At 69.0% G+C, this 12,791-nt stretch carries 12 protein-coding genes; 8 read left to right on the forward strand and 4 right to left on the reverse strand.

The features are described 5' to 3' along the window. Positions 1-156: 156 nt before the first annotated feature. Genes NRF20_RS16845 through NRF20_RS16855 form a run of 3 tightly spaced genes read left to right on the forward strand, consistent with a single transcriptional unit; the run spans position 157 to position 4,270 of the window. Positions 157-948: a toll/interleukin-1 receptor domain-containing protein gene (locus NRF20_RS16845; protein ID WP_398632420.1), complete on the forward strand. Its 792-nt coding sequence runs from the start codon at positions 157-159 to the stop codon at positions 946-948. Continuing rightward, on the forward strand, positions 945-2,933 hold the full coding sequence (locus NRF20_RS16850) for a hypothetical protein (protein WP_398632421.1): 1,989 nt from the start codon (positions 945-947) through the stop codon (positions 2,931-2,933). Before NRF20_RS16845 ends, NRF20_RS16850 begins: the two co-directional genes overlap by 4 nt. After that, positions 2,930-4,270 carry a hypothetical protein gene (locus NRF20_RS16855; protein ID WP_398632422.1) on the forward strand — a complete coding sequence of 447 codons (1,341 nt, stop codon included), beginning with the start codon at positions 2,930-2,932 and terminating at the stop codon, positions 4,268-4,270. The genes NRF20_RS16850 and NRF20_RS16855 overlap by 4 nt, the downstream gene beginning before the upstream one ends. 174 nt (positions 4,271-4,444) lie before the next feature. Here NRF20_RS16855 and NRF20_RS16860 read toward each other — a convergent pair whose 3' ends face one another. Beyond that, positions 4,445-5,863, reverse strand: coding sequence for an ATP-binding protein (locus NRF20_RS16860; protein WP_398632423.1), 1,419 nt, complete (start codon positions 5,861-5,863; stop codon positions 4,445-4,447). Between the two features lie 306 nt (positions 5,864-6,169). Between NRF20_RS16860 and NRF20_RS16865 the strand changes: the two genes are divergently transcribed. The 3 genes from NRF20_RS16865 (at position 6,170) to NRF20_RS16875 (ending at position 7,421) form a co-directional block, all read left to right on the forward strand. Beyond that, the gene (locus NRF20_RS16865; protein ID WP_413752826.1) at positions 6,170-6,676 is read left to right on the forward strand and encodes a DUF2004 domain-containing protein; all 507 of its coding nucleotides are present in this window, start codon (positions 6,170-6,172) and stop codon (positions 6,674-6,676) included. Positions 6,677-6,895: 219 nt separating this feature from the next. Then, a complete protein-coding gene (locus NRF20_RS16870) occupies positions 6,896-7,165 on the forward strand; it encodes a type II toxin-antitoxin system Phd/YefM family antitoxin (RefSeq protein WP_072483971.1) in 270 nt (89 codons plus the stop codon). After that, on the forward strand, positions 7,158-7,421 hold the full coding sequence (locus NRF20_RS16875; protein WP_398632426.1) for a type II toxin-antitoxin system RelE/ParE family toxin: 264 nt from the start codon (positions 7,158-7,160) through the stop codon (positions 7,419-7,421). The genes NRF20_RS16870 and NRF20_RS16875 overlap by 8 nt, the downstream gene beginning before the upstream one ends. A gap of 83 nt (positions 7,422-7,504) precedes the next feature. Here the strand turns inward: NRF20_RS16875 and ychF are convergent, their stop codons facing one another. Continuing rightward, complete coding sequence (ychF, locus tag NRF20_RS16880) at positions 7,505-8,593, reverse strand: redox-regulated ATPase YchF (protein WP_266358303.1); 1,089 nt, start codon at positions 8,591-8,593, stop codon at positions 7,505-7,507. 242 nt (positions 8,594-8,835) lie between these two features. On the opposite strand from ychF, the gene NRF20_RS16885 reads away from it, so the two are divergent. After that, positions 8,836-9,441: a DUF6542 domain-containing protein gene (locus tag NRF20_RS16885; RefSeq protein WP_398632427.1), complete on the forward strand. Its 606-nt coding sequence runs from the start codon at positions 8,836-8,838 to the stop codon at positions 9,439-9,441. A gap of 88 nt (positions 9,442-9,529) precedes the next feature. Here NRF20_RS16885 and ppgK read toward each other — a convergent pair whose 3' ends face one another. Both ppgK and NRF20_RS16895 read right to left on the reverse strand, forming a co-directional pair. Then, positions 9,530-10,270, reverse strand: coding sequence for a polyphosphate--glucose phosphotransferase (gene ppgK, locus NRF20_RS16890; RefSeq protein ID WP_266358306.1), 741 nt, complete (start codon positions 10,268-10,270; stop codon positions 9,530-9,532). Positions 10,271-10,337: 67 nt separating this feature from the next. Next, positions 10,338-11,327, reverse strand: a complete 990-nt coding sequence (locus tag NRF20_RS16895) for a 4-hydroxy-3-methylbut-2-enyl diphosphate reductase (protein WP_398632429.1) — start codon at positions 11,325-11,327, stop codon at positions 10,338-10,340. A gap of 74 nt (positions 11,328-11,401) precedes the next feature. On the opposite strand from NRF20_RS16895, the gene NRF20_RS16900 reads away from it, so the two are divergent. After that, positions 11,402-12,790, forward strand: a complete 1,389-nt coding sequence (locus tag NRF20_RS16900) for an APC family permease (protein ID WP_413752827.1) — start codon at positions 11,402-11,404, stop codon at positions 12,788-12,790. Position 12,791: the final 1 nt, after the last annotated feature.

The following is a 12,791-nucleotide window of genomic DNA, read 5'->3' on the forward strand; positions in this document are numbered from 1 at the left end:
AGTGACGCACCAGGCGGCGCCCCTCCATCCGCACGCCCTCCCGTGGATGCGCCATGCGGTCCACACAGTCGGGACCTCATGGCCCGGGCGGACCGGAGCCCCGGTCCACAGCCCCGTGCCCGTTCACCCCGTCTTCCTTTCACGAAGGGAACCTTCATGCCCGACGTCTTCGTCAACTACCGCACAGGCGACGAGGAGTCCGCAGCGACCATGATCGCTCGGGAACTCGCCCGTCGGTTCGGCGACGAGCGGATCTTCTTCGCCAGCAACTCGATCGAGCCCGGACGCCGTTTCCCAGTGGAACTGGTCAGGGCGGTGGAGGAGTGCGAGGCTCTCCTCGCCGTGATCGGCCCGCGCTGGGCGGAGGTGCGGGGGGCCGACGGCCGCCCCGCCCTCGAAGCCGAGCAGGACTGGACCCGTCGCGAGATCCAGACCGCGCTCGACCGCGGGGTCCTGGTGATCCCTGTGCTCGTCGGAAAGGCCACGAGGATCGACCGCTCCGTCCTTCCGGACGATCTGCTGGAGCTGGCGGACTGCCAGTACAGGCGGTTCGACCACCGCAACGCCGAATCGGACCTGACGGCGCTCGGCGACACCCTCGCCCGGCTCCTGCCCGAGCTGGGTGCGGTGGACCGCGACGCCCGTGCGGCGCAGGAGCGGGCGGAGGCGAAGTCCCATAAGAAGTCGGCCAAGGATGCCAGGCACACCAGGATGCGGACGCGCGACGTCGAACAGCGCGTGCGCGGCATCGGAAACCTCAACGGAGATCTGTCCGGCACCTTCGTCAACGAACCGCAGGGGCCCGTGAACACCGGTGGGGGGCACCAGTACAACGCTCCCCACTTCGAGGGCGACAACACCGGGGTCCAGTTCACCGCGGGCGACAACAGCGGTACGGTCCACCAACGCTTCGAGCGCGAGCGTCGGCGCTCGGACGACGGACGATGACCGAGCAGGACCGCGTCAGCGTCAACGATCCGCGTGGCCCGGTGAACAATGGCGTAGGGCCCCAGTACGTCTTCTACGGCGGCGCGGATTGGATGATCCGCAAAGGGGTCGAGTCCCTCCGGATCGTCCGAGAGGACCGGGTGCGCCTGGCCGACCGGTTCGTTCGGCCGGTGGGCTATCGCATCGCCGCCGACTGCCTGGAGAAGCCCGGATCGGTGGTGCTGCTGGAGGCTGCGCCCGGCAGCGGCCGGCGCGCCGCAGCGATCATGCTGCTGCACGAGCTCGGTGAGGGCGCAGGCGATGAAGAGGAGCAGGAGGAGGACCGGTTCGAGGAGCTTCCCGCCACGGCCAAGGACGAGGCCACTCTCGCCCCCGGCGAGGGGGACCGCTTCCTCCTCGACCTCTCCGGGATCGCCGACGAGGAGGAGTATGCCAAGGCCCAGCGCCTCCTGGTCGTGCGCCGGTCACAGGTCCAGGAGGCGGGGGCCCACATGGTGGTCGTCCTGCCGTCGGGCATGGAGCACGCCCACGCGCCGGAGCTCGAACCGCACACGGTGGCGCTGGGGCGCCCTCGGGGGATCGCCGTCGTCACCCGGTACCTCCGTATGGACCGGATGGCCTTCCACTCCACGGACCTGGGGAGCTACGACCTCCAGCGCCTGTGCGAACGCTCCCCCATGCGGGAACTGGCGCGGCTCGCGGGGCTGGTGAGGTCTGCTCGCGACAGCGGCCGGTTCGGCGTCGACTTCGCGGGATGGCTCGACCAGGCGATGCACGCGGTGACCGACCGTGCCGGTGAGGTGGGCCGGCAGGTGGCCACGGTCCGCACCGCGCCCGAGCGGGCCCTGCTGCTTGCGGCGGCAGTGTTCGAGGAGGCCCGCGCCGACACCGTCTACGAGGCGTGGCACGGCTTGATGAGGACGGTGAGGCACGAGGAAGAGACGACAACCGAGCTCGCACGGACGGATTTCGGGGAGCGATTGGCGACGCTCGGGATCGAGCGGGACCTGGAAGGGCGGCTCCACTTCGGGCGGCTGGCCTACGCCGACGCGGTACGGACGTACTTCTGGGCGAACTTCCCCGGGACGCGCGACGACCTCAGGAATTGGATCGGCCATGCCGCCGGGCTCCGCGGTCTGACCACCGACGACCGGGTGAACGTCGTCGTCCGCTTCGGCGAGCGGTCCCTGGCCGTCGGGCGGCCCGACCACCTCTTCGACCTTGTGGTCCGCTGGGCGGACCACGCGACCGGGGCGTCCTGCGACCCACGAGCCGTGGCGGCCCTCGAACTCGGTCTCAGCCACGAGAGGTTCGGGGGATGGTTCCGCAGACGGATGTACGAGTGCGCGAGGTCCGGCCCCTTGTCGGACGGTCTCGTTCGCGTCCTGACCGCTGCCTGCCTCCAGAGCCTCGGCGCGACGCACCCGGATCAGGCGATGGTGCGGCTCCATTACCTCGCCGTACGGAAGGGGGAGGCGGCACGCGGGGCCCGGGAAGTACTTCTCGACTTCGCCGGCCGCGACCGTCGGCCCTACCGGCTACTGATCGACCGCCTGCGGGACCGGACGCGTCGGGAGCCGCGCGGGGCAGAGCTCCATCTCCAGCTGCTCGCTGAACTGTTGAGGAGCGACCGGGCACCGGAGCCGCCGCCGTGGCCGGACCTGTTCCTGGGCTGGGAGACGGTTTTCTCCCATCCGCCGACGGAGCTCTGGAACCCGCTGGTGAGCAGTTGGCTGAACGCCGCGGCGGGCGACAGTACGCGGGAGATGGCGCTGGGCGTGATGGTCGGGGCGGCACACGGCCGCACGGCCGCTCTGCACCGCCTCTACGCCATCGCCTGCGACTGGGCGGGGCCCAGGCCCCACCCGTCCCGGGCGGCCGTCGCCGCCCTCTTCTGGCAGCACATCGACAACGCGCAGTACGTCCGCACGGAGAGTACGAAGCGTGCGGGCGCCGGACCACGGACCGCGGAAGAGGCACGATGAAACACCGCTTTCCCAGCCTGCTGTTCGTCGCTCTCTGCGGCCTCGCACCGGCTGTTCTCGGAAACCTCCTGCACTGGTCGGCGTGGCTGTGGGGCTTCATGTCCATGGTCACATCCTCGGGCTCCCTGCTGCTCGTGATGACTGTCCTCAGCGGTGGCCGCGCGTCGGCCGATCCGTACGAGCCCGAGGAAGCTGAGCCGCCCGCGGCGCCGACGGAGCAGCCGTACCAGGAGACTCGGGTGGTCGACGCGGCGCTGCCGAGCGCAACGGACGGCTACGACTTCCTCTTCTCCGCCACCGTGTGGTGGAGGCCGGTCCCCGACCACGCCGACTGGTCCGACGGCGCCTCCCCAGCCCTCGCCGTTTCCTCGGTCGTCAGCCGGGCCCTGCAGGTCGTCCGCCACGAGGAGCCCGGCCGGGCGAGCTTCGCACGGTATCTCCTGGAAGGGGAGCTGGGCGCCCCGCTCCCGGACCGGAGCGGACGGGTGAAGGCCCTGGCGGCCGATGTGACACTGACCCTCGCCCCCGCCGACCGCGAGCGCCTGCGGAAATTGAACGACCTTCGCAAGGACGAGGAGCTCTGGGAGTACGAGCGTCAGCACGAGCGCAACAAGCGGGGCTACCTCGGTGACGACGTGCTCAAGAGCACGGGCAGCGCCGTGGTGTGGTGGCTGGCCCGTCACGAGGACGACATCGAGAAGGCAGTCGACATGATCGGTCCGCTCGCCCAGATCTCGGCGGCGGCCAAGAACGAGGAGGTGCCCGAGATCTTCCGGCACCTGCTCGTCCCGCCCGTGGACGCGCGGACCGAAGCAACCGTCGGAGGCCCGCTGTGGGACGGACACGCCCAGGGAGGAGGGACGTTCGACCGCGAGGAGGAAGTGGGGGTTTCGGATCGGCTGCTCCTGCTGCTGGCGGCGGTGGGCCTGAAGCCGGACATGGATGAGTACACGGTGTTCGTGCACCGTGTGGTGCGGAGCCTGGAGGCGGCCGGGCTGGACGAGGCCGCCGAGGAGATCAGGCGGACCCTTCTCCCGGCGCCCGACGAGGGGCCGGAGGGTGAGCCTCCGAGCGAGGGGGACACCACCGGGCCCTGGTCGCCGCGCTTCCAAGCCCCCGAGGGCGCGCCGTTCACCGACGCGGCGACGGACCCGGATGCCGACGCGGACACGTTCACGCCGGGGTCCGCGGAGAGCGGCGCAGGCGAACGGAACCAAGACCGGCAGGAGACGAGCGAGGACGACATGGCGCCTCCCTACTTCTGGGACACCTCGCACAGCCCGCACCGGCCCGCCGCACCTCGCGCACAGGACGAGGACGACGAGGACAGGAGCTGATCCGGTAGACGGTCGGTCCTCCGAGGCTCCCCCTTCACCGCACACCGCGGCGGGGGAGCCTTTCCTGTCCCGGGACCTGGGCACGAGGAGGCTCAGGACCGCCAACGCTGCACAACAGCGCCGGTAAGCGACCGAGGCCTCACCGACTCCCCTACCTCACCTGACATCCGCCACTCACAACGGCCAGGCGGTCAGCAAATCGCCGGGGCCGTAGGTGGCGTCGAGCCCCGGACAGTCGACTCCACTACGCGAAACCGCCACGACTGGAACAGGTTCGTCGGTGAGGGCAGCCCGGTGCCGATGCAGAGCGGCCAAGTCATGCCGGTCGAAGGGCGACTGCTCCAGCCACTTGATGGAGCCGACGAAGAACAGCTCCTTGGCGATGGGGGCGCGGTCGGCCCCGACGATATCGATCTCGATGTCGTTGGTGCGGGTCCAGTAGCCGCCCACTGCGGGGGCCGCGGGCAGCCGGTCGTCGGGCAGTATCCGCGCCAGGGCCTCACGGACAGGAGGCTCGACGGCCCGACCACGCCAGCTGGTCCAGTTCTCCCGGATGCGCGCCAAGGTCAGATCGCCCCGCCCCCGCTCGATCTCCTCCATCGACGGGCCGAGCAGGTGCAGCCAGAACCGCAGGTACGGATCTGTCACCCGGTAGCGGCGGTCCTTCGACGGGCGCAGCGATACAGGCAGCTCGCCGGCGACGATCCGTTTGTCCGTAAGCAGCTCCAGAGCTCGCTGCAGCGGCGTGGCCCCGATCCCGCCGGCTGCACGGGCGATATTGGTGAAGGTCCGCTCGCCACTCCCGATGGCCGCCAGCACCTTGCGCGCCTGTACCTGCGGGGGGAATTCGGCGGCCAGCGAACGCTCGGCCGACACCAGCAGGGCCGAGACCGGATCGCTCAGCGCCTCGCCGAGGAAGTCCCACAGCCCTGCGCCGCGCGGCCACTCTGCGCAGATCAGCGGCAGCCCGCCGGTGACCAGTGCGGCGTCGAAGGCTTCCGCCGGATCCAGCCCAAGCATCTGCCCCACCTCGGCGGGGTTGAGCGGTCCCAGCACCATCTCCCGGCCGCGCTGATGGAAGGGTCGTCCGTAGGTGTTCAGTGCCTCCATCATCGACAGATCGGAGCCGATGAGGACCAGCAGCACCGGCTTGGTCTCCAGCACCCGGTCCCAGGCCCGTTGCAGCATCCCTTCAAAGGCGCCGTCGGTATCCATCAGGTACGGCACTTCGTCGATGATCAGAACGCTCGCCCGGTCGGCGGGCAGCGCCGCGGCCAGCACGTCGAACGCGGCATCCCAGTTCTCCGGCCGCGCGGCGGCCACCAGCCCCGCCAACGGCAGCGTCGACACTTGGGCATCCCTGGCCAGCCGTGCCAGATCATCCCTGGGGGATGCACCAGTCGCAGCGAAGAACAAGAAAGGGGCTCCGGAGCGCTCCGCAAACCGCTCGACCAGCCGCGACTTGCCCACCCGGCGCCGCCCACGCAACATCACGCACCGACCGGGCCGCTCCCCGCCGATCCCTGCCGCCACCTTCTGCAGCTCTCGCTCCAACGTCGCCAGCTCCTGGCGACGTCCTACAAAATCCACCACGTCTGGTCGACCTCCACCCATTACACTAACAACAATGTTAGCAACATAGAGGTTAGTGATTGCCTTCGTGACCCTCGGCAGACGTGTCGACTGAGCCTTAAGACGTGGTGACAGTCTGCGCACCGGTGTGCACTCAGGGTTGTCGTTTCGAGCAGACCGCGCGCGCGCATCGTGTACGGACAGGTGACACCGGAGGCGCTGTACCGACAGAACCGGTACCCGCGCACGGAATGATCGAGGTCGTAACCTGGACCAGGAACGTTCACTACTTCTCAAGCGTTCCCGCCCATCGAAATGACAGGCCCCATGAAGAGTATCGATCACCCTTACTTCGGGCACCTTGAGGTTCCGCCGGTGGACGAGACGGAAGTCATCTGGGAAGGCACAGCCGCGCTGGGAAGCAGTGAGGTCGAAGTCCGACTGTGGGCCGAACCCAGCTCCGGGCTGGATGAGGGAGAACTGGATGCGTTCGCGACGCACCTGGCCCACCTGCCGGCCCTGGACACCGCAGCTCGCGCGGCAATCCGTGAGGACCTGCAGCAGGATCGCCACTTCATCGACCACCACGCCGCCGAACTCGACGACGTCGAGGTGATCAAACGCCTCACCCGGGAAGCGAACGGCGAAGCGATCAGCGCCGACGCGTTCACTGCAGCCATGCACCCCGTTCGGATCGGGCTGTGGCACCTGATCGGCGAGGCCAAGGCCCGGATCGTCATGGACTACACGATCGACGCTGCGACCAGTGACGAACTCCTCGCCGTCAAGGTGGCCCGCGACGGGGCCGTGGTTTCCGTCGACTGGGAAAGCTGACGGCGTCAGCCCCGCCTCGGTGGTGGCAACCCGGCAGCACCGAACGGGGCACGGCGCATCGGTCCTGGGCGCTGAAGACCCGGACCGCGCCGGCGTGGGTAATGGAAAGAACTGCTCCCGGATCCCTGTCCCGGAATCAGCCACCCAATCGGCAGCTCATCCCAACGAGTGCATGCAACCCAGATTGTGTACACATGGCACACTCGGTACCCTTGGGGCATGACTCAGCCGCTGCCCATAGAGTCCATCCGCGACGTACGCGCTCACTTGGCCGAAGTCGTCGAACGGGCCGACCGCGACGACATGCCCACTGTCATCACCCGCCGCGGCAAGCAGGTCGCCGCCGTGGTCTCGATCGAGGTGCTGCGCAAGTACCAGGAGTGGGAAGAGCGCGAGATCAACCGCATCATCGACGAACGCATGGCGAGCCCGGCCGCCGGCGTCCCGATCGAGGACGTGATGAGGGAGACGCTGGCACGCAGTGAGTGACTACCGCACGGTGTTCCGACCCGAGGCCCAGGCCGAGCTTCGCAAGATCCCTCGCGACATGGCGCTTCGTATCCTGGCCAAACTGGCAGAGCTGGAGAGCGACCCTTTCGGCTTCAACACCACGGCACTTGTATCCCAGCCTGAGCGCCGCCGCCTACGAGTCGGCGACTATCGCGTCTTCTGCACCATCGACAACGGGGAACTAGTGGTGTGGGTCGTACACGTCGGACACCGCTCCACGGTCTACGACACGTAGCCGCTTCAGGTTCTGCGGACTACTGCGGACAGCACAACGGCCTGACCTGCCTTCTCGCAGGTCAGGCCGTTATTCACGTCCAATCAGACGTTGAAGCGGAACTCCACCACGTCCCCGTCCTGCATCACATAGTCCTTGCCCTCCATGCGGGCCTTGCCCTTGGCGCGGGCCTCGGCGACCGAGCCCATTTCGACCAGGTCCTCGAAGGAGACGATCTCCGCCTTGATGAAGCCCTTCTGGAAGTCGGTGTGGATCACACCGGCCGCCTCGGGGGCTGTGGCGCCCTTCTTGATCGTCCAGGCTCGGGCTTCCTTCGGGCCTGCCGTGAGGTAGGTCTGCAGGCCCAGGGTGTCGAAGCCGACGCGGCCGAGGGTGGCGAGGCCGGGCTCCTCCTGGCCCATGGACTGGAGGAGTTCGAGGGCCTCGTCGTCGTCGAGCTCGATCAGCTCGGACTCGATCTTGGCGTTGAGGAAGATCGCCTCGGCGGGAGCGACCAGGGCGCGCTGTTCGTTCTTGAAGTCCTCGTCGACCAGCTCGTCCTCGTCGACGTTGAAGACGTAGAGGAAGGGCTTGGTGGTGAGGAGGTGCAGCTCGTGGAGGAGTTTGCCCTTCTCCGTGCCTGCGGTGATGCCCGCGGCGAAGAGGGTCTGACCGGACTCGAGGATCTTCTGGGCCTCATCGACCGCGGCGAGGACCGCGACCTTCTCCTTCTGGAGGCGGGACTCCTTCGTGAGGCGCGGGACGGCCTTCTCGACGGACTGGAGGTCGGCGAGGATCAGCTCGGTGTTGATCGTCTCGATGTCGTCCTTGGGCGAGACCTTGCCGTCGACGTGGACGACGTTCTCGTCCTTGAAGGCGCGGATGACCTGGCAGATCGCGTCGGACTCGCGGATGTTCGCGAGGAACTTGTTGCCCAGGCCCTCACCCTCCGAAGCGCCTCGGACGATGCCGGCGATGTCGACGAAGTCGACCGTCGCGGGGAGCAGCTTCTGGGAGCCGAAGATCTCCGCCAGCTTGTTCAGGCGCGAGTCGGGGACGCCGACGACGCCCACATTCGGCTCGATCGTGGCGAACGGGTAGTTGGCCGCCAGCACGTCGTTCTTGGTCAGGGCGTTGAACAGGGTCGACTTGCCGACATTCGGCAGGCCGACGATTCCGATCGTGAGCGACACGTTGGCGACTTCCTGAGGAGTGAGGAGGAGGGATGAGGAGGGGGTGGGACGGGCGGACGATGCCTCTGGCCCGGGTGGGCCGATTCTCCAGTTTACGGGCGGGGGCGACCGGGCAACCACGGGTCCGGTCGGGCGTCGATTCGGTTCCCGTTCGGCCGTGTGGCATCGAACTCACCCCCTAGGTCGCCCAAAGCGCGTGTCCCGCACCTGTTTCCTCCCGCCCGTCGACCTACGTTGTCCCGGTGGAGCAGCACAGGACACGTCCCCCGCAGCGCAGGCAGTCTCGGCAGGCCCCGCTGTCCCCGCAGGGCACCATCGACGAAGCCGCCGCCGTCTATCGGGTGATGGACGCGAAGCCGGAGGGCCGGTCCCGGCCGGTGCCGCCTGCCGTTCTCGCGCTGCGCAGGCTGCCGAATCCCCGGCTGACCGGCATCGGTGCGGGCCTCTTCGCCGCCGCCTCCATGTTCCTGCTGGCGTGCCTCGACCGGCTGGTCCTCGACGGTTCATCGACGGTGTTCGGGGTGCTGTTCCTGCCGGTCAGCGCGCTGACCGCGCTGTGGGTACGGCCCGCGGACCTGGTGACCGCGCCGATCATCGTGCCGATCGCATTCGCCGTCGGCGTCATCCCGATCTCCGGCGGCACGGGCGGCTTCGGCGGCCAGACCATGGCGCTCGTCACCGCGCTCGCCGTACATGCCGGGTGGCTGTACGGCGGAACGCTCATCGCCGGGCTCATCGCGACCGTACGGAAGGTACGGCTGATGCGGCAGCGGCAACGTCAGCGTCGGATGCTGCTCGCCGCGCAGACAGCGCGGCCCGCCCAGCCGCCCCGTCGCCCCCAGCACTGACCAAGGGCCGGGGGCCGAGGAACGGCGGCCGCGTCGCCCCCGGCGCTGACCGGGGGCCGCAGGGCAGGGCGGGACAGCCGGGTGGGCCCTACGCCGTGTTCGCCGCCGCCATCGCCGCTCCCACGATGCCCGCGTTGTTCTGCAGCTCCGCCGGCACCATCTCGGCCCGTACATGTTCGATCAGCGGCAGGAACTTGTCGGCCTTGCGGCTGACTCCGCCGCCGATGATGAAGAGCTCGGGCGAGAACAGCATCTCCACATGGGTCAGGTACCTCTGCACCCGGTGCGCCCAGTGGTGCCAGCTCAGCTGCTCGTCCTCCTTGGCCTTGGTGGAGGCGTGCTTCTCCGCGTCGTGGCCATTCAGCTCCAGGTGGCCCAGCTCGGTGTTGGGGACGAGCCTGCCGTCGATGAAGAGGGCGCTGCCGATTCCCGTACCGAGCGTCAGTACGATCACCGTCCCCTTGCGGCCGCGCCCCGCGCCGAACGCCATCTCCGCGATGCCGGCCGCGTCGGCGTCGTTCAGGACGGTGACGGGAAGGCCGAGTCTGTCGCCGAGCAGTCCGCGGGCGTCCGTGTCGATCCAGCCCTTGTCGACATTGGCCGCGGTGCGTGTGCAGCCGCTCGTGACGACGCCCGGGAAGGTGATGCCCACCGGGCCCGACCAGTCGAAATGACCGACCACCTCGGCCACGCAATCGGCCACGTCCTTGGGCGTGGCCGGGTGCGGTGTCAGTACTTTGTGGCGCTCCTGCGCCAGGTCTCCGCGGTCCAGGTCCACGGGAGCACCCTTGATCCCGGATCCGCCGATGTCCACGCCGAAGATCTGCATGCAATCCACGGTACGGGCAGGTGGCCCGGCTCACTTCCCGGAACGGGAAGCCGTCGGCAGGAAGCCGTCACTTCTCCACGAGCGCCGCGGCCTCGGCGCGCAGGTCGCGGCGGAGTTCCTTGGGCAGCGAGAACGTGATGGACTCCTCGGCCGCCTTCACGATCTCCACGTCCTCGAAACCTCGCTCCGAGAGCCACGCCAGGACGCCGTCGACCAGGACCTCGGGAACGGACGCGCCCGAGGTGACGCCGACCGTGGAGACACCCTCCAGCCAGGCCTCGTCGATTTCGTCGGCGAAGTCGACCAGATGGGCGTCGTTCGCACCGGCGCCGAGGGCGACCTCGACCAGGCGGACCGAGTTCGAGGAGTTCTTGGAGCCGACGACGATCACGAGGTCGGCGTCCGCGCCCATCTGCTTCACGGCGATCTGGCGGTTCTGCGTGGCGTAGCAGATGTCGTCGCTGGGCGGCGAGACCAGGAGCGGGAACTTCTCCTTGAGCGCGCCGACCGTCTCCATCGTCTCGTCGACGGAGAGCGTGGTCTGGGAGAGCCAGACGACCTTCGACGGGTCGCGCACCTCGACATCGGCGACGTCCTCGGGGCCGTCGACCAGCGTGATGTGCTCGGGGGCCTCGCCGGAGGTGCCGATGACCTCCTCGTGGCCCTCGTGGCCGATCAGGAGGATGTCGAAGTCGTCCTGCGCGAAGCGGACGGCTTCCTTGTGGACCTTGGTGACCAGGGGGCAGGTCGCGTCGATCGTGGCGAGCTTCCGCTGGGCCGCCTCCTCGTGCACGGTCGGCGAGACACCGTGCGCGGAGAACATCACGATCGAGCCCTCGGGGACCTCCGCCGTCTCCTCGACGAAGATCGCGCCCTTCTTCTCCAGGGTCTGCACGACGTACTTGTTGTGGACGATCTCGTGGCGCACGTACACCGGGGAGCCGTACTGCTCCAGGGCTTTCTCCACGGCGATCACGGCACGGTCCACGCCCGCGCAGTAGCCACGGGGAGCGGCGAGCAGGACGCGGCGGGGTGTCGTAGCAGTCATGCGTCCCATCGTAAGGCCGAGCCGAACGCGCGGAAGATCGGCCCGGTCGCGAGACTGATGCGTACGCGATCGACGGAGGGCTCATGTCGGGGACGGGCGGCGGCAGCGGCGGCGGGGGCACGGAGGCGAAGGGAGCGCACCAGGAGGAGGGCAGGCTCCGGCGGACACTCGGCTTCCGGGATCTGGTGGTCTACGGGCTCCTCTTCATCGCTCCGATGGCGCCCGTCGGCGTATTCGGCACACTCGATGCGAAATCGGACGGTGCGGTCGCGCTGGTCTATGTCGCGGCGACCGTGGTGATGGCGTTCACAGCCTTCAGCTACGCCCAGATGGTGCGGGTCGCCCCGTTGGCGGGCTCGGTCTTCGCGTACGCCCGCAAGGGGCTCGGGGAAGGGCCGGGGTTCATCGCCGGGTGGATGGCGATGCTCGACTATCTGCTGATTCCCGCGGTCGCCTATCTCTTCTCCGGGATCGCGCTGAACTCGCTCGTGCCGTCGGTGTCGCGGTGGGTGTGGACGGCGCTCGCGGTCGTCATCACCACGCTGCTCAATCTCTGGGGTGTACGGGCTGCCGCTCGGGTCGGCTTCGCGGTGCTCGCGATGGAGATCGCGGTGCTGCTGGTGTTCCTGGTGTCGGCGGTGGTGGTTCTTGTACGGGACGGGGCGCAGCGCGGCTGGCTGACCCCGCTCACCGGCGATTCCGGCTTCTCCGCTTCGGCGGTGCTGGGGGCGGTGTCGGTGGCCGTGCTGTCGTATCTGGGCTTCGACGCGATCGCCTCGTTCGCGGAGGAGGTGACGGGGGGCTCGTCGAAGGTGGCGCGGGCGGTGCTGTTCTGTCTGGTGCTCGCGGGTGTGCTGTTCGTGGCGCAGGGGTATCTGGCAGCGCTGCTGGAGCCGATGACGTCGGCGGAGCTGGCCGCCGATCCGGCCGCCCAGGGGTCGGCGTTCTACGACACGGTGGACTTTGCGGTCGGGACCTGGCTGCACGATCTGGTGGCGGTCAGCAAGGCGATCGGGGCAGCCTTCGCGGCACTGGCCGGGCAGGCGGCCGCGGGGCGGCTGCTGTTCGCGATGGCCAGGGAGCGGCGGCTGCCCTCGCTGCTGTCCAAGGTCGACCCGCGGTCCGGGGTGCCGCGGGTCGCGATCCTGCTCGCCGCGACGGTGACGCTGGTGGCGGCGGTGTGGGCGGCCCGGCGCGCCGACGGTCTCGACCATCTGGTGTCGGTCGTCGACGTCGGTGCGCTGACGGCGTTCGTGCTGCTGCACGCGTCGGTGGTCGGCTGGTTCGCCGTACGCCGGATGGAGGGGCCGCCCAGCTGGTGGCGGCATGTGCTGGTGCCGGTGGTGGGTGCGGGGGTGCTGATCACGGTGATCGTGGGGGCGACCGCGAGCGCACAGGTGGTGGGAGTGTGCTGGCTGGGGGTGGGACTGGTGGTGCTGGCGGTGCAGTGGGGGCGGGGCCCGGCCGTGTAGG

Source organism: Streptomyces sp. R-74717 (assembly GCF_047305335.1).
Lineage (GTDB): Bacteria > Actinomycetota > Actinomycetes > Streptomycetales > Streptomycetaceae > Streptomyces > Streptomyces atratus.

Bases quoted from the DNA above. Each gene is read 5' to 3' on its own strand.
- NRF20_RS16870 (WP_072483971.1), top strand. From the start codon at position 6,896: ATGACTCAGCCGCTGCCCATAGAGTCCATCCGCGACGTACGCGCTCAC.
- NRF20_RS16845 (WP_398632420.1), top strand. From the start codon at position 157: ATGCCCGACGTCTTCGTCAACTACCGCACAGGCGACGAGGAGTCCGCA.
- ppgK (WP_266358306.1), bottom strand. From the start codon at position 10,270: ATGCAGATCTTCGGCGTGGACATCGGCGGATCCGGGATCAAGGGTGCT.
- NRF20_RS16865 (WP_413752826.1), top strand. From the start codon at position 6,170: ATGAAGAGTATCGATCACCCTTACTTCGGGCACCTTGAGGTTCCGCCG.
- NRF20_RS16855 (WP_398632422.1), top strand. From the start codon at position 2,930: ATGAAACACCGCTTTCCCAGCCTGCTGTTCGTCGCTCTCTGCGGCCTC.
- NRF20_RS16895 (WP_398632429.1), bottom strand. From the start codon at position 11,327: ATGGGACGCATGACTGCTACGACACCCCGCCGCGTCCTGCTCGCCGCT.
- NRF20_RS16850 (WP_398632421.1), top strand. From the start codon at position 945: ATGACCGAGCAGGACCGCGTCAGCGTCAACGATCCGCGTGGCCCGGTG.
- NRF20_RS16900 (WP_413752827.1), top strand. From the start codon at position 11,402: ATGTCGGGGACGGGCGGCGGCAGCGGCGGCGGGGGCACGGAGGCGAAG.